This is a genomic window from Haloechinothrix salitolerans (assembly GCF_042662605.1).
Taxonomy (GTDB): domain Bacteria; phylum Actinomycetota; class Actinomycetes; order Mycobacteriales; family Pseudonocardiaceae; genus Haloechinothrix_A; species Haloechinothrix_A salitolerans.
In genome coordinates, this window is sequence record NZ_JBHSXX010000001.1 from 5491789 (window position 1) to 5515776 (window position 23988).

Annotated in this window: 24 protein-coding genes and 1 pseudogene; 13 read left to right on the plus strand and 12 right to left on the minus strand. The window is 67.9% G+C overall.

From position 1 onward, the window contains the following. Positions 1-130: 130 nt before the first annotated feature. From ACFQGD_RS26110 to ACFQGD_RS26125, 4 genes are all read right to left on the minus strand, one after another. Positions 131-1378: an HNH endonuclease signature motif containing protein gene (locus ACFQGD_RS26110; protein WP_345398875.1), complete on the minus strand. Its 1248-nt coding sequence runs from the start codon at positions 1376-1378 to the stop codon at positions 131-133. A gap of 489 nt (positions 1379-1867) precedes the next feature. Continuing rightward, positions 1868-2077 (minus strand): NAD-binding protein, encoded by a 210-nt coding sequence (locus tag ACFQGD_RS26115; RefSeq protein ID WP_345405233.1) that lies wholly within the window; start codon positions 2075-2077, stop codon positions 1868-1870. Beyond that, the gene (locus tag ACFQGD_RS26120; protein ID WP_345405257.1) at positions 2023-2373 is read right to left on the minus strand and encodes a hypothetical protein; all 351 of its coding nucleotides are present in this window, start codon (positions 2371-2373) and stop codon (positions 2023-2025) included. Before ACFQGD_RS26120 ends, ACFQGD_RS26115 begins: the two co-directional genes overlap by 55 nt. A gap of 227 nt (positions 2374-2600) precedes the next feature. Then, positions 2601-3941, minus strand: a complete 1341-nt coding sequence (locus ACFQGD_RS26125; protein ID WP_345404833.1) for a sodium-dependent transporter — start codon at positions 3939-3941, stop codon at positions 2601-2603. Positions 3942-4231: 290 nt separating this feature from the next. Here ACFQGD_RS26125 and ACFQGD_RS26130 point away from each other — a divergent pair, with 290 nt between their 5' ends. Next, positions 4232-5029 carry a CBS domain-containing protein gene (locus ACFQGD_RS26130; RefSeq protein ID WP_345404836.1) on the plus strand — a complete coding sequence of 266 codons (798 nt, stop codon included), beginning with the start codon at positions 4232-4234 and terminating at the stop codon, positions 5027-5029. Positions 5030-5138: 109 nt separating this feature from the next. On the opposite strand, the gene ACFQGD_RS26135 is transcribed toward ACFQGD_RS26130, so the two are convergent. Continuing rightward, positions 5139-5813, minus strand: a complete 675-nt coding sequence (locus tag ACFQGD_RS26135) for an ArsR/SmtB family transcription factor (RefSeq protein WP_345404839.1) — start codon at positions 5811-5813, stop codon at positions 5139-5141. 155 nt (positions 5814-5968) lie between these two features. Between ACFQGD_RS26135 and ACFQGD_RS26140 the strand changes: the two genes are divergently transcribed. The 10 genes and pseudogenes from ACFQGD_RS26140 to ACFQGD_RS26185 all read left to right on the plus strand — a co-directional run bounded on the left by ACFQGD_RS26140 (position 5969) and on the right by ACFQGD_RS26185 (position 16195). Next, positions 5969-7249 (plus strand): MFS transporter, encoded by a 1281-nt coding sequence (locus ACFQGD_RS26140; protein WP_345404842.1) that lies wholly within the window; start codon positions 5969-5971, stop codon positions 7247-7249. A 278-nt stretch (positions 7250-7527) separates the two neighbouring features. Beyond that, a complete protein-coding gene (locus tag ACFQGD_RS26145; RefSeq protein ID WP_345404845.1) occupies positions 7528-8913 on the plus strand; it encodes an MBL fold metallo-hydrolase in 1386 nt (461 codons plus the stop codon). An 82-nt stretch (positions 8914-8995) separates the two neighbouring features. Further along, positions 8996-9577 carry a rhodanese-like domain-containing protein gene (locus ACFQGD_RS26150; protein WP_345404848.1) on the plus strand — a complete coding sequence of 194 codons (582 nt, stop codon included), beginning with the start codon at positions 8996-8998 and terminating at the stop codon, positions 9575-9577. Then, a complete protein-coding gene (locus tag ACFQGD_RS26155) occupies positions 9574-11346 on the plus strand; it encodes a SulP family inorganic anion transporter (RefSeq protein ID WP_345404851.1) in 1773 nt (590 codons plus the stop codon). Before ACFQGD_RS26150 ends, ACFQGD_RS26155 begins: the two co-directional genes overlap by 4 nt. 124 nt (positions 11347-11470) lie before the next feature. Beyond that, positions 11471-12193 (plus strand): DUF2470 domain-containing protein, encoded by a 723-nt coding sequence (locus ACFQGD_RS26160; RefSeq protein WP_345404854.1) that lies wholly within the window; start codon positions 11471-11473, stop codon positions 12191-12193. Positions 12194-12485: 292 nt separating this feature from the next. Next, positions 12486-12779: pseudogene (locus ACFQGD_RS26165) on the plus strand (ABC transporter substrate-binding protein); the annotation flags it as partial. 17 nt (positions 12780-12796) lie between these two features. Beyond that, positions 12797-13336 (plus strand): ABC transporter substrate-binding protein, encoded by a 540-nt coding sequence (locus ACFQGD_RS26170; protein ID WP_345404860.1) that lies wholly within the window; start codon positions 12797-12799, stop codon positions 13334-13336. Continuing rightward, positions 13333-14325: a FecCD family ABC transporter permease gene (locus tag ACFQGD_RS26175; protein ID WP_345404863.1), complete on the plus strand. Its 993-nt coding sequence runs from the start codon at positions 13333-13335 to the stop codon at positions 14323-14325. The genes ACFQGD_RS26170 and ACFQGD_RS26175 overlap by 4 nt, the downstream gene beginning before the upstream one ends. Next, positions 14322-15383 (plus strand): FecCD family ABC transporter permease, encoded by a 1062-nt coding sequence (locus tag ACFQGD_RS26180; RefSeq protein ID WP_345404866.1) that lies wholly within the window; start codon positions 14322-14324, stop codon positions 15381-15383. Before ACFQGD_RS26175 ends, ACFQGD_RS26180 begins: the two co-directional genes overlap by 4 nt. Beyond that, positions 15380-16195, plus strand: coding sequence for an ABC transporter ATP-binding protein (locus tag ACFQGD_RS26185; RefSeq protein WP_345404869.1), 816 nt, complete (start codon positions 15380-15382; stop codon positions 16193-16195). The genes ACFQGD_RS26180 and ACFQGD_RS26185 overlap by 4 nt, the downstream gene beginning before the upstream one ends. A gap of 22 nt (positions 16196-16217) precedes the next feature. Here the strand turns inward: ACFQGD_RS26185 and ACFQGD_RS26190 are convergent, their stop codons facing one another. The 7 genes from ACFQGD_RS26190 to ACFQGD_RS26220 form a co-directional block, all read right to left on the minus strand. Continuing rightward, the gene (locus ACFQGD_RS26190; RefSeq protein ID WP_345404872.1) at positions 16218-17048 is read right to left on the minus strand and encodes a siderophore-interacting protein; all 831 of its coding nucleotides are present in this window, start codon (positions 17046-17048) and stop codon (positions 16218-16220) included. Positions 17049-17240: 192 nt separating this feature from the next. Next, positions 17241-18656: a nucleoside recognition domain-containing protein gene (locus ACFQGD_RS26195; RefSeq protein ID WP_345404875.1), complete on the minus strand. Its 1416-nt coding sequence runs from the start codon at positions 18654-18656 to the stop codon at positions 17241-17243. Further along, positions 18656-19513, minus strand: coding sequence for a FeoB small GTPase domain-containing protein (locus ACFQGD_RS26200; RefSeq protein WP_345404878.1), 858 nt, complete (start codon positions 19511-19513; stop codon positions 18656-18658). The genes ACFQGD_RS26195 and ACFQGD_RS26200 overlap by 1 nt, the downstream gene beginning before the upstream one ends. 2 nt (positions 19514-19515) lie before the next feature. Beyond that, positions 19516-19779, minus strand: coding sequence for a FeoA family protein (locus tag ACFQGD_RS26205; protein ID WP_345404881.1), 264 nt, complete (start codon positions 19777-19779; stop codon positions 19516-19518). 163 nt (positions 19780-19942) lie between these two features. Further along, positions 19943-20539, minus strand: a complete 597-nt coding sequence (locus tag ACFQGD_RS26210) for a hypothetical protein (RefSeq protein WP_345404884.1) — start codon at positions 20537-20539, stop codon at positions 19943-19945. Positions 20540-20622: 83 nt separating this feature from the next. Then, the gene (locus ACFQGD_RS26215; RefSeq protein ID WP_345404887.1) at positions 20623-22479 is read right to left on the minus strand and encodes an alpha/beta hydrolase; all 1857 of its coding nucleotides are present in this window, start codon (positions 22477-22479) and stop codon (positions 20623-20625) included. A 4-nt stretch (positions 22480-22483) separates the two neighbouring features. Next, complete coding sequence (locus ACFQGD_RS26220) at positions 22484-22798, minus strand: hypothetical protein (protein ID WP_345404890.1); 315 nt, start codon at positions 22796-22798, stop codon at positions 22484-22486. A 98-nt stretch (positions 22799-22896) separates the two neighbouring features. Here ACFQGD_RS26220 and ACFQGD_RS26225 point away from each other — a divergent pair, with 98 nt between their 5' ends. After that, complete coding sequence (locus ACFQGD_RS26225) at positions 22897-23652, plus strand: maleylpyruvate isomerase N-terminal domain-containing protein (RefSeq protein ID WP_345404893.1); 756 nt, start codon at positions 22897-22899, stop codon at positions 23650-23652. A gap of 6 nt (positions 23653-23658) precedes the next feature. Then, complete coding sequence (locus tag ACFQGD_RS26230; protein WP_345404896.1) at positions 23659-23985, plus strand: hypothetical protein; 327 nt, start codon at positions 23659-23661, stop codon at positions 23983-23985. The last annotated feature ends 3 nt before the right edge of the window (positions 23986-23988 follow it).

Consider the following 23988-nt stretch of genomic DNA (forward strand, 5'->3'; position numbering starts at 1 on the left):
TCTCCAGCGCTGCTTCGAGTCGCACCTGGGCATGCGGTTGTGCCGCGGCCAGCGGTGTTGGTCGCGGTGGGCGGGTGTGTGGTTGTGTCGGGTTGCCCTGCGAGGCGGTCTGGGTCGGCGGCTGGGCTGACTAACTCGCCAGGGGGTCGGTGTGGGGTGCGGTGAAGCGTCGGGGTTGGTGTGTCGGGTCCAGCCAGGCGGGTGGTAGGCATTCGGGTTTGCCGTCGGTGGCCATGCGGACCTGCCAGTTGGCGTGGTGGACGAGGCGGTGGCAGGCTGAGCAGAGCAGGCACATGTTGGAGATGTCCGACCCGCCGCCGTGGTGCCATTCGGTGATGTGGTGGACGTGGCACCAGCGCGTGGTGCGGCTGCACATGACGCAGCCGCCGTCGCGGGCGGTGAGGGCGCGGCGTTGTGCGCGGGTGGCGGTGCGGACTTCGCGGCCGAGGTCGAGGATTTCGCCGTTCGAGCCGAGTACGGCGGGCACGAGGCGCGCGTCGCAGGCCAACCGGCGGGCGGCTTCGGCGGTGATGGGGCATTCCCCATTCAACGTGGGCGTGTGCGCGAATAGGTCCTGCGGGGCCGGGGCCGTGTCGGGGTGGCGCTCACGCCGTAGCAACTGGTTCAGGTTCATCGACACCGTCACCACCGGGGTTTCGCCGGCTTCGGTGGGCCGTTCGGTGGCACGCTGGGTGTAGTCGAGTAGCTCGGCGAAGGCGTCGCCGTGGCGTTGGCCGGTGCTGCGCTGATCGGGTATGCCGTCGGCATGCGGTTTGGGTTTCGCCAGCGCCGACAGCAGGGTCTCAAGGAGTTGTCCGGATTCGGCATCCAGGGTGGCGCGCAGTGTGAACCGGTTGTGGCGGGTCCAGGACCACAGCAGTTCGCGTTCCGGTTCGGCCAACCCGTCGTCACCGTCGTCGGTGGGTTCGGGCCCGTCGGGGTCGAGCAGCGCGAGGATGTGGCGCCCGGCGCGGCGCACCACCGCCGGTTGAGCCTGCTGGGCCAACTCGATCAGCGTCTTCTCGTAACCGTCCCGCTCGGTGTCCTCCACAGTGGCGGGCAGGGCGGCCATCACCTCGCTGATCGCGTCGACATGACCCGGATTCAGCACCCCGTCGGCGGCGGCCTGCGCGGTCAACGGTGCGGCCGCCGCCCGCTCCGCCGTGCCCTGCCGGGTGGGGTGGAGTCGTTCGGCGCGCCGGGCGCGTTTCCTGCCCTCGGTGATACCGATACGCAGCGCATCCCGCTGCAGCGCCGCCAACGACGGATACCCAAAGGTAGCGAACACCCCACGCGAGGAAATCTCCGCCAACACCGCCGCCTGCACCGCCTCCGCACGGTTCCGCAGCACCTCGGCGTCCCGCAACGCGGCGGTCAACTCGGCGTCGGTGGCCTGCTACCAACCCTGCGGGCCGGGCGTGGGAAGCGTGATGTTCGCGCTGCTCATACCCCCAACACTACCCACCATCGAACACCTGTTCTAGATATAGGTGTAGAACCTCCGTAGCACCTCCGTAGCACCTCCGCTGCACCTCCGTAGAACCTTTGCTGCACGTGCATCCGGCAACGTACTGGCAGGCGTTAGAGGCGGACCGATGCGGGCACATGTACGGCGAGGAAGCGACGGCGCGGCCGGCAGCATGGCGCCAAATCCACCGTACGAATGCGCGAAGACGTGCGCGCATCGCCGACGGCCTCCTCACATCAACCGCCAGACGCCATCGCTGCTATTGATCGGGATCGCGCCCAGTGCCGAGCAGCTCGTCGAGTGTCTCCGCGGTAGCGCTCGCGGCGGCAACGAAGGGTTCGAGGATGATGTCGGCGCCTGCGGCGCGGTGTTGGTCGGCGTCGTGGCGGGTGTGCGCGGTCAGTGCGATCGTGCCGCGATAGTGGTGATGCCGCAGGCTGTGCAGGAGCGCCTGTTGGTATCGAGCGCGGGAATGGTGCTGATCACGTATCGGGCGCTGGCCAGCGGGAGATTGTCGAGCAGATGTACGTCCTCGGCGCTGCCGAACATGGCCGTCACGCTGTCGCGAGTGTTGGCCGAGACTCGCTGGGGGTCGAAGTCGATCGCCAGGGTGCGGTGTCCTGTGCTGCCAACTGGTCGGCGAGGTGGGAGCCGAACCGGCCGAGCCCGTAGAGGATGACGTCGACGTCGCCGTCCGCGTCGTATGGTTCGGTGTGGCGGGTGCGGGTGCGCTCGAAGGCCCTGAGCCAGCGTTTGATGCGGCCATAGATCTGATGCGAGTACGTGACCTGAGCGTCGTGCTGGGCCCCAAGCTGAGCCGCGCGCCGCACAGCCACACCCGCACCATCGGGGAGGTCCGTTGCGACCAGCATCCGCTGGGCAGGTCCCGCCGCTCGTGGTTCCAACCGCCATTCCCTCCGGCGATCATCACCTCACAGTGACAGATTGGCCTTCTGCCGTCGTACCGTTAGCGTCCGCGCCATGACCCAAAGGCAGGTACGGCCGGACGTCACCCTGCCTCGGGGACCTGGGGCCCGGAGCCGGACAGGGAGCCGTCCGGTCTTGTTCGAACAGATGCCCGTGGTGCTGCTCAATCACCGACCGTCCGGATCTCGCTGAATCTGACGAGTGGTCACAACAGGTAGGCGATAACGAGCCAGAGGATAACGGCGACCGGAAGCCAACGGCCGACGAAGTATATTCGTCGGACCGTCCAGCGTGAGCGCGCTCCGAGCGCGTGATACAGGCGCTTCGGTTCGACGAGCCAGCAAAAGAATCCAGCGCCGAATATCCCTGAGAACAGGATGATCTGTCCGCCGGCACGCTGATCCAACCAGTCGAGGAAAGGTGTGTCACCAATACTGAGCCCTACTGGGGTGAAGCTCAGCGCTGACGGGACGCCAAGTACCAGCAATATGGTGGCCGTAATCAGCACCGCTCGACGGTTGCTCAGTCGGAACTCTTCGGCGATCGCACTCACGATCACTTTGAGCCCAGCGACGCAAGAGCTGAACGCCGCGATGAAGAATAGACCGAAGAAGGCGATGGCGAGTGGCAGTCCCCACGCCATACCGTCGAAGACCCGAGGCAACGTACTGAAGGCTAGCTGGCTGCCTTGTTCGGGGTTGAGTCCGTGCGTGAACACGAACGGGAAGATCATCCAGCCGGCGAGCAGGGCGATACAGGTTTCAGTGATTCCAACAACCAGGCAGGCACGGGGCACATGCGCCTTGCGAGGAACGTAGCTGCCGTAAGTGACGAGGTACCCCTGGCCGATGGCCAACGAGTAGAAACCTTGACCAAAAGCAACGGTCCACAGTGCCGGGTCTCGCCATGCGGAAAAATCCGCATGGAGCAGGAATCCCCTCGCTTGTTCCCATCCGTTGGTACGGCTAGCCGCGACCACCAGGCCGATGATGAGGACGAGTAGCACCGGCATAAGGAACTTCGAAAGCCCCTCAATCGCGGAAACGCCGCGAAGGAGCAGCAGTCCGGCCAGTATGAGTACCGCTAGAAAGAGGTATAACGAAGCGAATCCGTCGGAGAACTCCGCGAAAACTTTGACCTCATCGCGTACCGAATCGGTCGCGTATCCCAGCGTCCAGCCAGTGACTACGAGGTAATAGCTGGTAATCACGACCGTGATCGCGACGACGAACCAGCCATACCACGTTCCGGCCCGGTGAACCTGCCTGAAAGTATGAACGGTATTACCCTGCGCGAGTCGACCGGCAGCGACCTCAAGGTACATGAGGGGAAGACAAATAATCACAAGAGCCAACAGGTAGGCGAGAATGAACCCTCCACCGCCGTACTCGCCGACGAGATACGGAAAACGCCACAGGTTCCCGAGGCCCACCGCCGCCGCGGCCATGGAGAAAACGAACGCGGGTTCCGAAGACCATTGGTCACGACTCTTGACGGTTTCGGTCCCCGGTCGATTCCGGTCGGTTACTGCTCCGATCTCCCGCACTGAAGCTTCCTACTACTCGGGCGTGTGAGTGCTTCGACGTCGTAAGGGCTTCAGCACCCACCGTTCCACGTATACCTCCCTGACGCGATGTGCCTCCAAACGACCGCCGACGAGGTGCCGCGTTACAGGGGACGTCGTCCCGGCGTCGCGAGGCCGTCGACCCTCTCCTACCCGGTGGAGAGCGGACTTTCGTTTCGGGGCCTGAGGACCTTGGACCGGCTCGGCATCGGCGCGTTTCTCCCTAACGTGGGTCGTGACGGTTCCGAGCAGGCATCCCGAGAGGACTGATCATGAACGCTGCTGAGCCCACACGGTCGGCCTGGCTTGACGCGATGTACCGCTATCTCGGCGCGGAGTCCTATCGCACCAAGGATCTCGCGGGGAACGCCCCGGCGGCGGCACCGGCCGCACGGGTCGACCTGGGCACTGTGGCCGCGGTGATGACTCCCGACCCGATCAGCGTCCGGCTCACCACCCCGTACAAAGAAGTCGCGTCCTTGTTGCGGGACAACGACATCAGCGCTGTCCCGGTGCTCAACGCTTTCCGCGAACCGGTGGGCGTGGCGTCCGAGGCGGACCTGATCGCCAAACACACCTACCGACCGGGACAGCGAAAACCGTTCCGGTTCGCCAGGAAGTCGTACGCCCGGTGGCGCAAGGCGCGGGCGCGGTGCGCCAAGGACCTGATGACGTCTCCAGTGCAGACCATCGACGCGAACGTCTCGCTGCGGGAGGCGGCTGAGAAGCTGATCGATGGCAACGCGAGACGACTGTTCGTCACCTCGGACGGCCTGTTGACCGGGGTGCTGGCACGCCGCGACCTGCTGCGGGTGTTCGTCACCTCGGACGAGGATCTCTTGACGGCGGTGAACGAGCGGATCGCACGCCACCGGCCGTGGACGAACGCCACCGAAGTGTGCGCCACGGTGTCTCTCGGTGTTGTCACGCTGCTGGGGTCGGTGCCACGGCGCAGCGACGCGCGACGACTCGGCGAGCTCGCGTCGAGCGTGCCGGGCGTCGTGGCGGTCCGTAATCGGCTCGGCCACGACGTCGACGACGTGCGCGCATCCGCTACGACCTCGACGTGATCCTCACCCTCATGAAGTGATGAGCTGACGACTGGGCCGGCATCAGTGACATCAGGCACCTCGACGGACGCGATGCCATGCGCGCTCCCTCGCCTCCGTGGCCGTAGGCTCAGCTGGATCCTGGTTCGGTGGGGTGGTTAGCGAGGTGCCATTCGAGCATGCCGTCGGCCAGCCTGCTGGCGTTGAGGCCGCGGGAGCGCAGCATACGGACGGCGTCGTAGGCTAGTACGCAGTAGGCGCCTCGACAGTAGGCGACGATTTCCTGGTCGGCGGGTAGCTCGTCGAGCAGTTCGGGCAACTCGTCGAGCGGTATGTTGATCGCGCCCGCGATGTGGCCCGCGGCGTACTCCTCGCGCGGGCGGACGTCGATCACGGTCACCGTGCCGGTCTTGACCCGCCGCAGCAGTTCCTCTGACGTGACCGCGTCACTGTCCTTGCCGCTGTCGTCACCGAGAAAGGCCCGGCGGGCGGCTTCGACATCGGGTAGATGTCGGTTGGCCACGATCCGCAGCAGCGCGAGTAGCGCGGCGACGTCAGTGCCCGCGAGCCGGTAGTAGACCCTGGTGCCTTCTTTGCGGGTGGCGACGAGGTTGGCCCGTTTGAGCGCTTGCAAGTGCGCTGAGGCGGTGGTCAGGCCGAGGTCGGTGGCTTTGGCGAGCGCGTCGACGGTGCGCTCGGCCTGCGCGAGCAGGTCGAGCAGCTCCAGACGTTTGCCGCTGCCGAGGGCCTTGCCCACCCGGGCGAACTCATCGAACAAGGCGTTCTTGGCGGCACGATCAGTCATATAGTATTCCAATGATAGTTGGAGTACGGTAGTTACAGAATACCGTACTCGGCTACATGGAGGAACATGATGGCTCGCGTTGATCTCGTGGTGGATGACGGCCAGCACCCGCGACGGTGGGCACAGGCCACGAGTCGGGCGATGGCGGCCGGGGCATGAACCGCACCAGAACCGGCGTGCGACTGGGGATGCGGGCAAACCTCGCACAATTCAGCCTGCTCGTCGCGGTCAATGCCCTCGTCGGCGGGGTGCTAGGGCAGGAACGCACGGTGTTGCCGCTGCTGGCCGAGCGCGAGTTCGGTCTCACCGGCTACACCGTCATGCTGACCTTTGTACTCGCCTTCGGCGTCACGAAGGCCACCACCAACTACTTCGCCGGTACCTGGTCGGATCGCTTCGGCCGCAAACCCGTCCTCGTCGCTGGGTGGCTGATCGCCATCCCGGTGCCGCTGATGCTGATCGCCGCACCCAACTGGGGCTGGGTCATCGCCGCCAACGTGCTACTCGGTATCAACCAAGGCCTGACCTGGTCCACCACCGTGATCATGAAAATCGACCTCGCCGGGCCTCAACGGCGCGGGCTCGCGATGGGCCTCAACGAGGCCGCCGGCTACGGCGCGGTCGCGCTCACCGCACTTGTCACCGGCTACCTCGCCGCCCGCTACGGACTGCGCCCCGCACCGTTCCTGCTCGGCGCGTCCTATGTCGCCCTCGGCCTCGGGCTCTCCACGCTGCTTGTGCGCGAAACCCGCGACCACGCCCACGTCGAAGCCACCAACCACCGCTCCCGTGCTGACGGTCGTCACGACCATCTGCACGCGGGCCTGACCGATCGGCAGGTCCTGGCCCACACCAGCTTCCGCGAACCCGCGCTCTCGTCGGCCAGCCAGGCTGGCATGGTCAACAACCTCAACGACGGCCTCGCGTGGGGCCTGTTCCCCATCCTGTTCGCCACCGCGGGACTCTCGGTCGACCGGATCGGCATCCTCACCGCGCTCTATCCAGCAGTGTGGGGCGTCGGCCAACTCGCCACCGGCGCGCTGTCCGACAAATGGGGCCGCAAACACCTGATCACCGCTGGGATGCTCACCCAGGCCGCCGCCCTCGGCCTGACCGCGACCGCCGACACTTTCCTGGTCTGGGCTATCGCCGCGGCACTGCTCGGCCTCGGCACCGCTCTCGTCTACCCCACCCTGCTCGCCGCGATCGGCGACGTCGCCCACCCCGCCTGGCGCGCCCGCTCCGTCGGCGTCTACCGCTTCTGGCGTGACGGCGGCTTCGCCATCGGCGCCCTGATCGCAGGCATCGTCGCCGACCTCGCCGGACTCCGCGCCGCGGTGTGGGTCATCGCCGCCATCACCGCCGCCTCCGGACTGCTGGTGGCCGCCCGCATGTACGAAACCCTCCCCCGCCATCAACCACGCTCTTACGGATGACCGCGCATCCGCTCGAACTCGCCGCACCCGCCCCGACACTGCCTCGACACCGCGCTGACACCGGACCCCGGTCTGGCAACAGGTGGGTCCAAGTTCGCAATATATACCCCTCTCCGTATATAGGACCGCTGGTGCGGCTTAGAGGCGGTTTGACCACTTTCTCGGAATCGAATTCGGTCACTTTGCCACCGCGTACGCCCGGGAATAGGACGTCACTGCGCTATGTTGACCGAGGTACCCCTAGGGGTATAATGGCCGTAGTTCAATAGGAGGTATCCGTGTTCTTCTCGCAGTACTACCTCGACTGTCTCTCTCAGGCGTCCTACATGATCGCCGACGAGACCACCGGCAAGGCGGTCGTCGTCGACCCCCGGCGCGACGTCTCCGAGTACCTCACCGACGCCGAGAACAACGGCTTCACCATCGAGGCCGTGATCAACACGCACTTCCACGCCGACTTCATCGCGGGTCACCTTGAGATGGCCGCCCGCACCGGTGTGTGGATCGGATACGGCAACCGTGCCGAGACGGAGTACCCCATCCGCAAGCTCACCGAGGGTGAGCGCGTCAGCCTCGGCGACGTGACCCTTGAGGTCCTGGAAACGCCGGGCCACACCCCGGAGTCGATCAGCATCCTGATCTACGAGCACGCCGACGACGCCGTGCCCTACGGTGTCCTGACGGGAGACGCGCTGTTCATCGGTGACGTCGGGCGCCCTGACCTGCTGGCCTCGTCCGGTGTCAGCGAGGACGAACTGGGCCGGATGCTCTACGACAGCGTGCAGCGCAAACTGATGTCGCTGCCGGACGAGGTGCGGGTGTTTCCCGCCCACGGCGCTGGGTCGGCCTGCGGCAAGAACCTCTCAACCGAGCGGCAATCCACCATCGGTATGCAGCGGCTGACCAACTACGCGTGCGCGCCGATGACCGAGAGCGAGTTCGTCAACATCGTCACCGCGGGTCAACAGGCCGCGCCCGCCTACTTCGCCTACGACGCCACGCTCAACCGCAAGGAACGCGAGCTCTACGACCCGGCATCGGCACCAGGTCCGCTAACCGTCGAGGAGTACACCGCTCTTCGCGCGGACGGCGCGATGGTCGTCGACGCGCGCAATCCCCAGGAGTTCGCGGCAGGCCATCTACGCGGCGCCATCAACGTGCCCGCGGACGGCCGGTTCGCCGAGCAGGCGGGAGCGGTCCTGGAACCCGGCCAGCAGGTCGTGGTCATCGCACCGGACAACCGCGAGGCGGAAGTCATCACTCGGCTCGCCCGCGTCGGCCTCGACCAGGTCGCGGGCTACCTGCCCGACCCAGAGGCAGCCTTCGCGACCATGGCCGACGAGGTCGCCCCCGCGAGTAGGGTGACGGCGAGCCAGCTGCGCGATGCGCTTGAGAGCCCGCGGCCGCCGTTGGTCATCGACGTCAGGGCAGCCGCCGAGCGCGAGGATGGCGCCATCGAGGGCTCCGCGCACATCGCCCTCAACGAGCTCACCGCTCGCCTCGGCGAGATACCGAGCGACCGTCCCCTCGTCCTGCACTGCGCTGGCGGACACCGCTCGTCGATCGCGGCAAGCTTACTGCGTCACAACGGGTTCGCCGACGTCTCTGACCTGCTCGGCGGTTACGGCGCATGGCAGGCGCTCACGGAGCCCGCGAACGCCTGAGCAATACCCAACGCTCCGGTAGCCGGGCGGTCAGCCCAGCTACCGGCCTTCCACCGCCAGTCACAACCCACGGAGTACACCTGTGAGTCACCACGTCATGGACGTCACCGCGGTCCGCGAGCTGCTCGACACCAACCCCGACGTCCTGCTCATCGATGTCCGCACCCCCGGCGAATACGAGACCGCCCACATCGCCGATGCCATCAACTTGCCGGTGGATCAGGTCGACGCCCACTTGGAGCAGATCGTCCGGGACGCGGGCGGCAAGCTCATCCTGATCTGCCAGTCCGGCAACCGCGCGAACCAGTGCCAGACGAAGCTCGCGGCGGCGGGCTTGACCGACACCGCCGTGATGTCCGGCGGCATGGACGCCTGGACGTCGGCTGGCGCGCCCGTCATCACCGGCAGGCAACGCTGGGGCCTGGAGCGCCAAGTCCGGCTCGTGGCGGGCAGCATCGTGCTGCTGGCCGTTCTCGCGAGCATCTGGTGGCCGCCCGCTACTTTCCTCGCCGGGTTCATCGGCGCGGGCCTTGCTTTCGCCGCGATCACCAACACCTGCGCGATGGGCATGATGCTCGCCAAGCTGCCGTACAACCGGGCTGACACCTACGCCGACATCACCACGTCACTGGCCCGGCTACGTCAGTCCAGCCAGCAATCATGACCAGTCACAATGAGCTCTACCCCCAGCAGCGGCGCACCGGTGTCGCACGGTTCGTCCCGCTGCTGGGGTGGCTACCCGACTACAACCGTGGCGTGTTCCGGCAAGACCTGATCGCGGGCCTCACCGTCGCCGTGATGCTGGTACCGCAGAGCATGGCCTACGCCGCGTTGGCGGGCATGCCTCCGGTGACTGGCCTGTATGCCTCCATCGTGCCGCTCGTGGTTTACGCGCTACTCGGCACCTCCGGCACGGCGGCGGTCGGGCCAGTCGCCCTGACCGCGTTGCTGACCGGCGCCGCGCTGGCCCCGCTGGCGAACGGCGACCCCGGTCGTTACGTCGCCCTCGCCGGACTGCTGGCACTACTGGTCGGCGCGATCCAAGTGACGATGGGTGTGCTCCGACTCGGCGCCGTCGTCAACTTCATGTCGCATTCGGTGCTGGCCGGGTTCACCTCCGCCGCGGCGATCATCATCGCGGCGAGCCAGGTCAAGGACCTGCTCGGGCTCGATGCCGACCGCGAGGACGGCTTCCCGCGGATCGTCGCCGGCATCTGGGACACCGTGCACACCGTGCACGGGCTAACCGTCGTGGTGTCGGTGGTGAGCATCCTCGGCCTCGTCCTGCTGAAGCGGTTCGTCCCGAAGGTGCCAGGCTCATTGCTGGTCGTCACCGGCGTCACGGTGGCAAGCGCGCTGCTCGGGTTTGGTGGCCGAGGCGTGGAGATCCTGACCGAGATTCCCGGCGGGCTGCCGGTGCCCTCCCTGCCGAGCGTGACCGGAGCCGATGTCACCGCGCTGCTGCCGACAGCGTTCGCGATCGCACTCGTGGCCTACATGGAAAGCATCGCGGTGGCCAAGGCCCTCGCCGCCAAGTCACGGCGGTCAATCAACCCTGACACCGAACTCGTCGCGATGGGCTCGGCCAACGTCTCGGCAGGCGTGTTCGGCGCGTTCCCGGTAGCGGGAGGGTTCGCGCGCAGCGCTGTGAACTTCGCCGCGGGCGCCAGAACACCGGTCGCGACAGTGATCACGGCGATGGTGGTCGCGGTGACCGCGATCGCGTTCACCCCGGCGTTCTACCACCTGCCGAAGGCGGTACTCGGAGCGATCATCGTCGTCGCCGTCCTCGGGCTCGTCGACGCCAAGAGCGCGGTGGCCGCATGGCGGGCACGCTACGTCGACGGCATCACCTTCACGTTGACCTTCGTGGCGACGCTGGCGTTCGGACCGGAGCCCGGCCTTGCCGCTGGTGTGGTGTTCAGCCTCGGCGCGTTCCTCTGGCGATCATCACGCCCGCACCAGGCCGAGCTCGGTCAGATCCCCGGCACGACGACGTTCCGGAACGTGGCTCGCTACGACGGGCTGATCACCGACCCACGCATCGCCGTGATCCGGGTTGACGCCCCGTTCTACTTCGCCAACGCCCACGAGGTCCAGGACGCGCTGATGGGCCTCGCCGAACAGCGGGCCCGACTGCACACCATCGTGCTCGACGCGAGCGCCATCAGCGATTGTGACGCCGATGGTGCGCACACCCTCGCCGAACTGCGCGAGCGGCTGTCTGACCGGGGCATCACGCTGCGCCTCGCGACCGTCCGCGGTCCCGTACGTGACCTGCTGTCACGCACCGGACTGTGGCAACGTCTGCGCGATGCCAACCACGTGCACGCCGACGTCGCGACGGCGGTGGCAGCCGCGGGCGGATTCCCGCGCCTCCAGGCCGCGTCGGCACCACTCGGACGACGTACACGGCATCGGTGTCCACCTTGACGAGTAATTAAGGTGAGGCTAACCTAATCACGTCCGCTTCGTGGTGGGAGCGGCAGTCAGTTCGGGAATCGGTGGGCCCGTCGCGACCAGCGTGTCGCGACGGGCCCACACTTGGGGAGGCAGGATGAACGCCACGCCGGTGACCGCGCTCGCTCCCGCGCCAGCGGAACGAGCCAGGACCATCCTCGCCGCCACCGCGTCGGTGATGGTCCGCACCACCGGCTACCACGCGGCGATCTTCACGCGACCCGTCGTGGACAACGTCGGCGACATGGTGCTGACCATGCCGTACGACGCCCAGCTCGCGCTCGCCGTCCGCGTCGCGGGCACCTCCTCGGGTGCGCACGCGACGCTCCAGTGCGCCGACGTCGCGCCGGTCACGATGCGAGACCGAGTCCGGGCGACGGTCACCGTGACCGGGCGGTTCACCCAACCGCACCGCGTGCACACCGATGGCGCGGACAGGACGCTGGTGCGGTTTACGCCCGAGCGCGCGACACTGGACGAAGACGGCGCCACCTACCCGATCCCGATTGACGATCTCGCTGACGCGGCGCCAGACCCGATCGCCGCACTGGAAGCGGATTTCCTCACGCACCTCGTCGACGCGCACCCCGACATGGTCGACGTCCTGGCCAACCAGGTGAACCCCACGCTGCTGTTGGGGGCACGCCGGGTGGCGCCGCTGCGCGCCGACCGGCACGGCGTCGTCCTGCGCGTCGAGCGGGCACGAGACCACGTCGACGTCCGGCTCGGTTTCTCCGCGCCGGTGACCTCCGCGGTCGAGTTCGCCAACGCGTTCGGCAAGTTGCTCCACCAGCCACGGCGCTGCCGACGTCAGCGGTAACCGGCACACCGAGCACCGTGACGGCGTCGCTGACCCCAACGCGGCATCTCGCGCGGTATTCGCGGCCGACATCGTGGCGGGCATCACGACCAAATCTGCCAAACCGTCATGTAGGTTAGGCTCGCCTAATTTACGCGCAGGATGGATGGGTAAGGAGCGCTGACGGATGAAGACGTCTCGCTATGGCGGCGTGGTCGCCTCGGTGGCCAGCCTGGCCGTGGTTCTGGCTGGGTGCGGAAGTGGTGCCGACACGACCGATGCGGCTTCCTCGTCGGTGACGGTAGAGCACGCGATGGGCACCGCCGAGGTGCCTTGCACACCGCAGCGGGTGGTGACGCTGGGGCAGGGCCAGACCGACACCACCCTGGCGCTGGGAGTGACGCCGGTCGGCGTGGTCAAACCGTGGACGGACGACTGGTACGACTACCTCCCGGACGAAGTCGAGGAGGCGAAGGTGCTCGGCACCGAACTGGAGCCGGACCTTGAGGCGATCGCCGCACTGAACCCGGACGTGATCCTCGGTTCCAAGCTGCGGCACGAAGCGTTGTACGAGCAGTTGTCGCGGATAGCGCCGACGGTGTTCTCGGAGACGATCGGGGTGGCGTGGAAGGACAACGTATACTGTGGGCCGAGGCACTGTGCCGTCAGGACACGGGTGAGCAGATCCTCGCCGACTACGAAGCGCACGCGAAGCGGATCAGCGACGGACTCGCCGAGGCGGGCAAGGGCGACGTCGAGGCGTCGATGGTCCGGTTCATGCCCGACCAGGTGCGCATCTATCTCACCGGGTTCCCGGGTTCGGTGATGCGGGACGCGGGCATCAAGCGTCCGGAGGCGCAGCGGGTCGAAGACTGGGAAAACTCGGAACAGCTCATCGAGATCAGCGAGGAGCGCATCCCCGACATGGACGGCGACGTGATCTTCGTGATGGTCTCCGAGGAGTGGTATGACGAGAGCGGCACCCAGGAGGCCGAGAAGATCATGGCCCAGTGGACCTCCACCGACCTGTGGCAGGGCTTGTCCGCGGTGAAGAACGGCGCCGTGCACGAGGTCAACGAGAGCCAGTGGAACCTCGGCGGCGGCATTCTGTCGGCCAACGCCATGCTCGATGACCTTGAGGACTACTTCCTGGGCACCGCATGACCCTGGCGCGGCACCTCGGGGTGATCGCGCTTTCCTCGGCGGCGCTGGTCGCCACGTTGGTGGCCAGCGTCGCCATCGGCTCGGTCCCCCTCCCGGTCGGTGAGGTGATCGACGCGCTGCTCGGCGCACGTGAGCTGGAGTCTCACCTGATCGTGCGGGACCTGCGCGTTCCCCGGACGGTCGCGGGGGTGGTGGCCGGAGTCTGCCTGGGTGTCTCCGGTGTTCTGCTGCAGGGCGCGACGCGCAACCCGCTCGCCTCGCCGACGCTGCTCGGCATCACCGCGGGAGCGGGTTTCGCGGTCGTGGTCGCCGTGGCGGTGCTGCACCTGCCGTCCGACTACGCGGTGTGGGCCGCGTTCGCGGGCGGCGGCGCGGCATTCGCGGTGGCGATGCTGCTTGCCTCGTCCGGCCGCGACGGGCTGTCCCCGGTGCGGCTGGCGCTGTCCGGGGCGATCGTGTCCGTGATGCTGTCGTCGTGGACAACCGCGCTGCTGATGGTCAACGAGAGCACCGCCGACGAAGTCCGCGACTGGCTCGCCGGGTCACTCGCGGGCCGCGACGCCTCCGCCGCGATGCCACTGCTGCCGGTGGTGGTGGCCGGTCTGCTGCTGGCGTGGGTGCTGGCGAGGCCGCTGGACGCGCTGTCGCTGGGCGACGAGGCCGCCATCGGACTCGGCCAGCGCCCAGCGCGTGTGCGGCTGGCCGCCGGGGTGACCGCGCTCGCGCTGGCCGCGGTCGCGGTCGCCGTCGCTGGGCCGATCGCGTTCGTCGGGCTCATCGTTCCGCACATCGCCCGTGGCCTCGTCGGCAGCGGCCACCGGGAGGTGCTCGCCACCGCCGTGCTACTCGGCCCCGCCCTACTGCTAGCCGCCGACGTCCTCGGCCGGGTCGTGGCCCGGCCCGCCGAGGTGCAAGCCGGGGTGGTCACCGCCCTCATCGGCGCTCCCGTCCTGGTCCGCATCGTGATGCGCAGGAAGGTGGCACTGTGACCGCGGAGCAGACCACCGCCAACGCTACCGCCAACACCCCAGACACCACGGCCGTGCCCGGTCAGCGGGCCAGGACGCCTAGGGTGCGGGGCCGCCTGGTCGTCACCTTCCTCGCGGCGCTGACCGGCTGCGGCGCGCTGCTGGCGCTCGCCATGGGGTCGAGCGAGATCGCGCTCCCCGAGATCATCGCGGCCACCGCCGGCCAGGGTGACTCCGGGACCGTGTTCATCGTGCAACAGCTACGGTTGCCGAGGGTGCTCGCGGCGCTGGCCGTCGGCGCCGCACTCGGTGCCTCCGGCCTGCTGTTGCAGGGCCTGCTGCGGAACCCCATGGCCTCCCCCGACGTCATCGGCGTCACCAGTGGAGCCAGCCTCGCCACGGTCGTCGCGATCGGCGCCGCGGTGCCGCCACTCGGTCTCCCGGTCGCCGCCGCCTGCGGCGCGGGAATCGCAACGACTCTGCTCCAAGTGATCAACAGCCGCACATCGGCCGCCGGTTCCCGGCTGGTGCTGATCGGCATCGGCCTGCACGCCGCCGCCTCAGCGGGCGTCGCCCTCACCATGGCCCGGCTCCCCATCGGGCGGCTCGGGGCGGCCGAGGTCTGGCTCGCGGGCAGCCTGCATGCCCGCAACTGGGTGCACGTCACCGCCGCCACCATCGGTCTCGCCGTCGCGCTTCCCGCCGCGTTCTGGCTCCTGCGTCGGCTGGCCGTGCTGGAGCTCGGCGACGACCTCGCCATCGGCGCCGGTGTTCCGGTGCGCCGTACTCGCGCGGGGCTGCTCGCTTTCTCCGCCGTGCTCGCCGGGATCGCCGTCGCGGTAGCCGGGCCGATCGCGTTCGTGGCGCTCGGCGCCCCGCACATCGCCCGCCGAATCGTGGGACCGACCCGCGCGGCGACCCTGACCGCCGCCGTGCTCATCGGGGCGTTTCTCGTGCTGGCCGCCGACGTCATCGGCCAACGACTGTTCGCGCCGACCGCCCTCGCCGCGGGCGTGGTCACCGCCGCCCTCGGCGCCCCCTACCTGCTCTGGCTCCTTCACCGGATGGGACGACGATGACACCACCTCAGTTGCGTGCCGAGAACCTGACCGTCGCGTACGGCGACCGGCCCGTGCTCGACAGCATCGACATCGAGATTCCCAGCCAAGCGATCACCGCGATCGTCGGCCCCAACGGCTGCGGCAAGTCCACCCTGCTGCGCGCCATGGGCCGGGTTCTCACGCCGCGCGCCGGTGCGGTGCTGCTCGACGCCGAACCCGTCCACCGGCTCTCGACCCGCGCGGTGGCCCGCACACTCGGCCTGCTCCCCCAAAGCAATGTCGTCCCCGAACAGCTCACCGTGGCCGATCTCGTCGTCCGTGGCCGCTACCCGCACCGCGGCGCCTTCGGCCGCTGGAGCACCACCGACCAGCGCGCGGTGGACGAAGCGCTCGCCGCCACCGGCACCACCGAACTGGCTGACCGGCTCGTCGACGAGCTCTCCGGCGGGCAACGCCAACGCGCGTGGATCGCGATGGTTCTCGCCCAGCAGACCCCGATCCTGCTGCTCGACGAACCCACCACCTACCTCGATCTCGCCCACCGCATCGAGATCCTGCGCCTGCTCCGGACGCTCAACACCCACCACGGCGTCACCGTGGTCATGGTTCTGCACGACCTCGACGAGGCCAGCCGCTACGCAGACCACCTCATCGCGCTGCGCGACGGCGCCATCACCGCCCAAGGCGACCCCCGCGAGATCGTCACGCCGACGCTGGTCGAGACCGTCTTCGGCGTCACATGCACCACCATCCCCGACCCGATCACCGGCACCCCGCTCATCATTCCCCTCGACGCCGCCCACGACACCCACCCAGCCAGCGCGGGCTAAGCGGCCTACGTGCGCCGGGGCGCTACCGCCTGGCTGCCGTTGCTGGCGTCGCGTCGAACGTCTCCGCGTTGACCTCCCGCACCCAGGCCCCCTTGATCGCGCGCCACTGCTCGTCGTCATAACCGCGACGCCAGTACGGCGAGCAGGACAAGTAGTCCGGTTCGACGATGCGCCTGCTCAGCAGCACCCTGCGGACGGCACGAGTCGCGTCCGCTTCACCGTGGACGAAGGCACTCACCACGCCGCTGGGACGGGGCAGGGCGGCGACCGTCTCCGCGAGGAGGTTGTCGAGCCCCTCGGTGCGGCCGGACCGGTGCACCCAGTGCACCCGCAGCGCACCGGGCGAGTCGAGCTCGATCTCACCCGCCCTGTCCTCCACCTCGGCGACGATCACGACCGGTCGGCCGGGCGGGACCGCCTCCGCGGACGCGGCGATCGCTGGCAACGCACTCTCGTCGCCGACGAAGAGGTAGGAGTCGGCGTCAGCGTGCGGGCGATAGCCGCCCGCAGGCCCCCGCAGTTGCAGCCGGTCGCCTGGCCGCGCACGAGCAGCCCAGCGACCGGCGTAGCCGACGTCGCCATGCACCGCGACGTCGAGGGTGAGCTCGCGACGGTCCTCGTTCCAGGCGCGCACGGTGATGCGGCGCGGGAACGGACGCTGCTCACGAGGCAGATCCCGAATCGCCGCGTCGTCGAAGGGCACGGCGTATGGCGCGCCGTCAGGGACGAAGAAGCAGTTCACGTACTGGTCGGAATGGGTCGTGGGGGCGAAGTCATCCAGCCCGGAGCCGCCCAGCACGATCCTCGTCAACTGCGGGGTCAGCCGCGCGGTCGACACCACCTCGCCATACATGTGCGCCTCCTACTCGACCGGTTCCGGCGATGCGACTCGCCTACTTTGAGGTTAGCCTACCCTAATCCTCTCCGGCCAGTTCTACTCGGCGGGCTCGATGAAGGACGACTCGATGTCGTCGAGAAGCAGCTCGAAGCCCTCGATGTCAGCGCTGTTCTAGATGCCGGAGTTGACGAAGTGGACGCGGTCGTGTCAGACCCAGCCAAGCAGTCTCGCCGTGGTAGCGGTCATGGCGGTGACGGCGAACCCGAGGCCGAGCGGAAGCACCGTCGCCACGGTGGTCCATTTCAGACTTTTGGTTTCGTTCCAGATGGTCAGGATCGTGGTGCTACAGGGATTGTGCAGCAGGCTGAACAGCATGAGGTTGACGGCGGTCAGCAGGGTCCACCCACCGGCCTGGACGAGCACGGCCTCGGTCTGTGCCGTGCCGAGTTCGAGCATGACGCCGCCTTCGGCACCGAAGAGGTTCGGCCCGAGGGTCATGGTCAGCATCAGAATGGTCGGGATGATGATCTCGTTGGCGGGGATCGCCACGATGTAGGCGAGCAGGATGACGCCGTTGAGCCCGAGCAGCCACCCCATCGGTTCGAGGAAGCCGACTAGGTGCGCGGCGACGCTCGCGTCGCCGAAGGCGACATTGCTGGTCAGCCAGATGGCCGCGCCCGCGGGAGCGGCCATGATGACGGCTCGGCGCAGCACCTTCAGGGTGCGGTCGATGAGGCTGGTGTAGAGGGTGCGCCACACCTGGGGCGGTCGATATGGGGGAAGTTCCAGCGAGTACACCGACGTCTGTCCACGCAGGACGGTTTTCGACAGACCCCAAGAGACCAGCAGGGTGACCAGCACGCCAAGGAAAGCGACGGTCACGACACTGGCCGCGGCCACCACCCCGGCCAGGGCCGGCGGGGCGAGCGCGCCGACGAAGATGGTGCCCATCAGGATCAGGGTGGGCCAGCGCCCGTTACAGATGCTGAAGTTGTTGGTGATGATCGCGATGAGGCGTTCGCGGCGACTGTCGATGATGCGGGTGGACGTCACGCCTGCCGCGTTGCAGCCGTAGCCCATCATCATCGTCAACGACTGCTTGCCGTGTGCGCCTGCTTTGGCGAACAGCCGGTCGAGATTGAACGCCACCCTCGGCAGGTACCCGAAGTCCTCAAGTAGCGTGAACAACGGGAAGAAGATCGCCATCGGCGGCAGCATCACAGCCACGACCCAGGCGGTGCCCAGATACACACCATCGACGAGCAGCCCGGTCAACCACGCGGGCGCGCCGATGCCGACCGCCAGACCGCGTAGCCACTCGTGACCGTTGTCGACCAGCAGCGTCATCAACCAGCCAGAGGGGCCAGCGGCACCGGCGATGGTGAACCAGAAGACACCGAAGAACAGCACCCCCATGACCACGAACCCCCACACCCGGTGGGTCAGTGCTCTGTCGAGTGCCCGGTCAACAGTCAGGCGGGCGCGCTGGCTGTCCTGCGTCAGGCTGGTGCTGGTGATGCGGGCGGCGTCGGAATAGAGGGACGCCACGATGCTGTCGCTGAAGTCGCCTGGCAGGTCGTTACGCAGCCGTTCGGCCTCGTCCAGGATCGCCGCGTCGCTCATCAGGACGCCTCTTCAGCCGCGCCGGCCAACCGCGCGCCGTGGCCAAGGCCACCGAGCGTGCCGTCACGGACGGCCCGTTCGATGCTGGGATCGCCTTCCAGTAGACGCAGCGCGACCCATCTTGTGTTGTCCAGGCCGGGGAACTCGTCGGCCAGCCGCCGCGCGAGGGTGGATACGGCGCGTTCCAGCCGGGCGTCTCGCTGCTGGACGCGCACGCCCTTGGTGACGACCGTCCCGTTCGCGACCTGCTCGACCGACTCAAGCAACTCCGGCAACCCGGTGCCGTTCCGGGCCGACGTAGGCACGACAGGAACCCCGAGCTCGCGAGCCAGATGGCGCACGTCGATCGTGATGCCGTGTCGTCCTGCCTCGTCCATGAGATTGAGCGCGACCACGACGCGGTCGGTGATCTGCAGGATTTGCAGCACCAGGTTGAGATTGCGCTCCAGCCGCGTGGCGTCGACGACCACGATCGTCACGTCGGGGCGGCCGAACAGCAGGAAGTCACGCGCGATGTCCTCGTCGCCACTAGTCGACAGCAGCGAGTACGTACCGGGAAGATCCACGAGCGTGTAGCGGTAGTCCCGGTACTGGAAGCTGCCTTCAGCACGGGCCACGGTCTTACCCGGCCAGTTGCCAACATGCTGACGCAGCCCAGTCAGCGCGTTGAACACGGTGCTCTTGCCCGTGTTGGGATTGCCAGCGACGGCGGCGATGTAGTCGCCGCGGCCCGGATCGACACCGAGCTTCGTCAGGTTGGCGGCGTTGGCGAACGCGCACGACCCGCAGCCCGTGAGACCCGGCCCCTGTGTGTCAGGGCGGTCCGCCCTGGGGGTAGGTAACTCCGCGCCGGCCATTCTCACGCCTCCCCCAGCTCGATGTGAACGCAGCGCGCCTGGGAGCGCCGCAGCACAACCAAGCTGCCACGTACCAGGTACGCGGTGGGATCACCGAGCGGACTGGTCATATCCACGCGGATCTCGGTACCGGGCACCAGCCCCAGGTCCATGAGCCGACGCCGCTGCGCGCCCTCGACGTCCAACGCCGTCACGGTCGCCCGGTCACCACGACCAAGCTGGTCCAGCGTCCCGGCCGCCCCGGTCGCCATGGATACGCCATACATGATTCCGAGTTTAGGTACGCCGAATAATCATGTAAATAGTCCCGTAAATAACGGGTTCCCCGACCAACCCGGGCAGCACACGAGTGGCCCGGAGGGTGTCTCCTCCGGGCCACTCGCTGTCAGTCGATGGCAGTGGCGGCGTTGGCCGCCACTGGGCAGGGTGTCAGAGGTCCGCGCAGGCGAACTTGGTGCCGTCCGCGTCGTTGAGGTGCAGCACTATCGACTTGACGCCCTGGCTGTCCGGGTTGTCGTTGCTGATGGTCGTGGTGACCGCGCCCTCGGCATCCGTGGTGAACACCAGGTGCACCTCGTTCGGCGGCTGGTCCGAACCCTGGGGGTCGAACTTGAAGTGCGGCCCACCGTCATCCGAGGCGCACGCATTGGCGTGCAGGTGCGACATGTACTCGGTCTCCGGTTCTAGGCCGGTGACGTCGATCGTCACCGTGGTGCCCTCGTCGTGGCGGGCCAGCCACACGGTGCCCTCCGCCAACGGGGCATCCTCCGGCGCGGACGACAGCTTCGCGAACGAGCCCTCGACAACCTCCGCACCGTCGATCTCGTTGGCCGGGGTCGCGTTCGGGTCACCCTGCATGGCCGAACCGTGCTCCATGTCATCGCCGTGGTCGTGACCATCGGCGGCACTCGTCGTGGCCGGTGTGGTCTCTTCGGAAGCCTGACCGGTGTCGTCACCGCAGGCGGCCAAGGTCAGCGCGAGGACGGCCGCGACTACGGCAGTCTTACCAGGATCGATGTATCGCATGGCCCGGCACTGTAACCCATTCGGTGGACTACCTCGGCAACGCGTACCACCTGGCCTACGGAACGAGCGATGCTAGATGCCGCTCAGAACAGTTTGCCGAGGCCGTTGGCGACGAACTTGCCGCCCTCTTTGAGAGTGTCGACGGCCCCGCCCACGACGGTGGCGGCACCGTCGACGGCGTCGCCCGCCGCGCCTTCCAGATCGCCGGTGACCAGGTTGCCGACGACCTGGGCGCCTTCATAGCCGATCCGGTACGCGGTGTCCGCCCCGGGAATCGGAACATCCAAGCCCGGCGCGATGGGTTCTTCCAGGTAGGCGCGCTCGGTCACGGCGGCGTCGTCACCGGTGGCGATGTGGGCCAGGTTGCGCAGCGAGTCAGAACCCTGGTCGTAGTAGGTGGTGTGCGCGTCGACGACGTTGGCCTCGGCATCCGTATCGAACTGGCGCGCACCGAAGTCCGGATCGTACGGTCCGCTGGAGCCGTTCTCGGTGAAGTAGGTGCCGTTCGTGCCCTGGATGACCGGGTCGTGCTCGTTACCGCCCGCCCACACGGTCGCCCCGCCGAGTTGGTCGGCGTGCGAGGCACCGACCCCCGGCGAACCGACGAAGGCGATGTCGTCGGCGTCCATTCCGGACATCCCGGCGTAGCCGACGGTGGCACTACCGTACGAGTGCCCGATCACGGTGAGATGCTGGCGCGGCGTCCCCGCGGCCTCGGCCGCCGCGCGATACCCGTTGACGTCGGCGGCCAGCCGGTCGCCGCCTTCCTTGGCGCCGACGTCGGAGGCGACGGAGTGGTCCCAGTCGGGGGCGTCGTAGCCGAGCCAGGCGATGGTCGCGGTCCCGTCGGCGCCCATCTCGCCGCGCAGGTTGGCCGCCTGTCCGGTGAAGTCGCTTCCGATCGTCGTACCGGTTCCCGGAACCGTCACCGCGACATCGCTGGCGGTGTCCGGGTTGCCGAAGGCGACGGCGAGCGTGCCTTCCTTACGACCGGGCCCATCCGGCGAGTACGCGAGCACATGGATGTCATCGGTCGGTAGTCCGTTCTCCACGGCATGGTCGACGGCGAGATCCACGTTTCGGTGCGCGGCCTCGGCATTGTCCGCCCGTCGCTCAGCCGCCAGCTTCGCGTCAAGGAGGTCGGACAGCAGCGGGTCGTTGGCCTCACGCATCGAGTTCTCATCGAGCGCTACCCCGAGCTCGCGGGCACGTTCGAGGGCCCGTCGTCGCAGGTCATCAGCTTCGGCGGCGTACCGCAGCCGATCGACGTCGATCCGCCGCCGGTTCGCGGTGTCCAGCACCTCAGCGGGCAGGCCCTTGAGCCGGCCGAGTCGGTCGAACTCCGTCAGCAGCAACTGGTCCCGTTGCTCGTCGCTCAGCGAGCGCCACCATCGCGCCACCTCGGCCGGGTCCGACCCCGGTGGCGGCACGGTGGGCGTGCCCTGTGGACGACTCGCCCGCCATGACCGGCTCGACGACGCCGTCTTCGCGAACGCCGGGGACAACCGCGCGAGCACGCCAGCCTGCGCCCTGAGCTGCTGGTTGTAGGCCGCCACGATCTGCTCGAGTTCCGCCGTGACCGATCGCGCCAGCGCCGACCGGTCGGATTCGGCGGTCGCGGTCGAGCGCCAGACGTCGATCACCCGATCGGCCGCCCGCCTGGCCGTCTCGTAGGCGCCCCCGACAGTTTCCAGTGCCCGCCGCGCGGCGGTGAGGTTGTCCGCGGCCAGCGTCGCGGCGGCGATCGTGTCGTCGACACGCCGTGTGAAGGCATCGGCACCCGCACCGGTCCACCCCCGCGCGCGGTTCTTCGCGGACTCCGCGCTCCGCTCCGACTCGGCCAGCTTGTCGGCGGCCGCGGCGAACGCGTCGCCCGCACCCGACATTTGGGCAGGACTCGCCGACACTAGCTGGGCGTAGACGTCCTCCGGATTGACCATCCGCTTACTCCCCCAGCAGGCGGGTGAACCTATCGATGGCGCGCCGGTCCATCTCCTCGTAGCTCTCGGCCGCCTTCACCACCGCCTCCTCGGCGTCATTGACCCACAATGCGCCGTGCTCCAGGTCGTCACCGTGCTCGCTCACCAGCGCCCGCACCGCCGCCGCGAACTCGCCCGCCGCTTCGACGTCCCCCATCGCGGCGGCGGGAAGCGAGACCGACCCGACCAAACCGGCCGCGGCACTGATTTCATCGCGGCATTCCCGCAATCCCGGTGCCGCCGCCCGCACCGCATCCGGATCGACCTGGAACCCCGCCATCGCTGCCCCTTCATCATTGACCACGTCAGTCCTGCGACGAACGCGGATCCTTTCCGGTTCCGGCTGCGTGATCGTCAGATTACGGCAAGATAGGGCACATGAACGCGATCACGGGGGCCGTTCACCCGACGTCGACATGGAACACCCACCGATGGACGGAGGTCGTCCAGCACCACGCGGGCCTGCTGCGCGGCGCCGTCTCTCAGGCCGAGCCCGACCTCCCGGTGCCGACGACGCCAGGCTGGACATTCCGGGACATCACACTCCACGTCGGGCGCTTCGCCGCGCAGGTCACCCAGTACCTGACCACCCGCAGCATAGTCATGCTCCCTCCGCCCCCGGTACCCGACGACGACCCCGTCGAATACCTCGATCAGCGACTCGCCGCGCTCCATGAGGCGCTCGCGGCCACCCCGGCGAACGTTCCGGTGTGGACGCTGTCGCCCGCAGCGCCTGACCTCGCCTGGGTCTGGCATCGGCGTGCCGCCCACGAACTCAACCTCCGCCGTTGGGAAGCACAAGCAGCGCTGCGGACTCTGGATCCCACCGAGCGCGACCTAGCCGTTGACGGCATCGACGAAACTCTCACCACTCTGCTGCCAGCCAAGTACGGCACCGAAATCCCGGTCACCGTGACCGGCACGGTGCTCGTCTCCGCCACAGACGGCCCGGAAAGCTGGCGAATCACCCTCACACCAGGCGAGATCCCCGCCACCCGCGCCGCCATGGCGACCGACCACGCCGACGCCCACCTGTCCTCGACCGCCGCCGACCTCCACTACCACCTGCGCGACCGGACACACCTCGAGGGCCACGGCAGCCCCGCCCTCCTCCGCGCGATCATCGTCGAATAGGAACCCATGCACCCGCTCAGCCGCTTCGTTATTGTCGCTGCCCTCCCCCTCGCCCTTGCCGCGTGTGTCGGGGGCAAGACCTACGACGAACAGGTCACCTTCAAGGTCTACGAAATATCAGGGGCGATCAGCACGGACCGGGCCCGCCTGGTCATCCAAGGCAAGGCGCCCGGAGAGCCGATCAAACCCATCAGCCACGTCAGCGCCGACCTGGCCGACGTGCCGCCCGACGTCGAGGTGGGCGACATCCTCGTCTGCCGAGTTCACCAAACACGCGAGAACCTCGCCGACACCAATGTGGAGCTCACCGTCGACAACTGCCGACACCAATGACGG

Excerpts from the sequence above, each read along its gene's own strand:
- ACFQGD_RS26130 (WP_345404836.1), top strand. The coding sequence starts at position 4,232 with ATGAACGCTGCTGAGCCCACACGGTCGGCCTGGCTTGACGCGATGTAC.
- ACFQGD_RS26135 (WP_345404839.1), bottom strand. The coding sequence starts at position 5,813 with ATGACTGATCGTGCCGCCAAGAACGCCTTGTTCGATGAGTTCGCCCGG.
- ACFQGD_RS26140 (WP_345404842.1), top strand. The coding sequence starts at position 5,969 with ATGAACCGCACCAGAACCGGCGTGCGACTGGGGATGCGGGCAAACCTC.
- ACFQGD_RS26155 (WP_345404851.1), top strand. The coding sequence starts at position 9,574 with ATGACCAGTCACAATGAGCTCTACCCCCAGCAGCGGCGCACCGGTGTC.
- ACFQGD_RS26160 (WP_345404854.1), top strand. The coding sequence starts at position 11,471 with ATGAACGCCACGCCGGTGACCGCGCTCGCTCCCGCGCCAGCGGAACGA.
- ACFQGD_RS26175 (WP_345404863.1), top strand. The coding sequence starts at position 13,333 with ATGACCCTGGCGCGGCACCTCGGGGTGATCGCGCTTTCCTCGGCGGCG.
- ACFQGD_RS26185 (WP_345404869.1), top strand. The coding sequence starts at position 15,380 with ATGACACCACCTCAGTTGCGTGCCGAGAACCTGACCGTCGCGTACGGC.
- ACFQGD_RS26190 (WP_345404872.1), bottom strand. The coding sequence starts at position 17,048 with ATGTATGGCGAGGTGGTGTCGACCGCGCGGCTGACCCCGCAGTTGACG.
- ACFQGD_RS26195 (WP_345404875.1), bottom strand. The coding sequence starts at position 18,656 with ATGAGCGACGCGGCGATCCTGGACGAGGCCGAACGGCTGCGTAACGAC.
- ACFQGD_RS26200 (WP_345404878.1), bottom strand. The coding sequence starts at position 19,513 with ATGGCCGGCGCGGAGTTACCTACCCCCAGGGCGGACCGCCCTGACACA.
- ACFQGD_RS26205 (WP_345404881.1), bottom strand. The coding sequence starts at position 19,779 with ATGTATGGCGTATCCATGGCGACCGGGGCGGCCGGGACGCTGGACCAG.
- ACFQGD_RS26210 (WP_345404884.1), bottom strand. The coding sequence starts at position 20,539 with ATGCGATACATCGATCCTGGTAAGACTGCCGTAGTCGCGGCCGTCCTC.
- ACFQGD_RS26215 (WP_345404887.1), bottom strand. The coding sequence starts at position 22,479 with ATGGTCAATCCGGAGGACGTCTACGCCCAGCTAGTGTCGGCGAGTCCT.
- ACFQGD_RS26220 (WP_345404890.1), bottom strand. The coding sequence starts at position 22,798 with ATGGCGGGGTTCCAGGTCGATCCGGATGCGGTGCGGGCGGCGGCACCG.
- ACFQGD_RS26225 (WP_345404893.1), top strand. The coding sequence starts at position 22,897 with ATGAACGCGATCACGGGGGCCGTTCACCCGACGTCGACATGGAACACC.
- ACFQGD_RS26230 (WP_345404896.1), top strand. The coding sequence starts at position 23,659 with ATGCACCCGCTCAGCCGCTTCGTTATTGTCGCTGCCCTCCCCCTCGCC.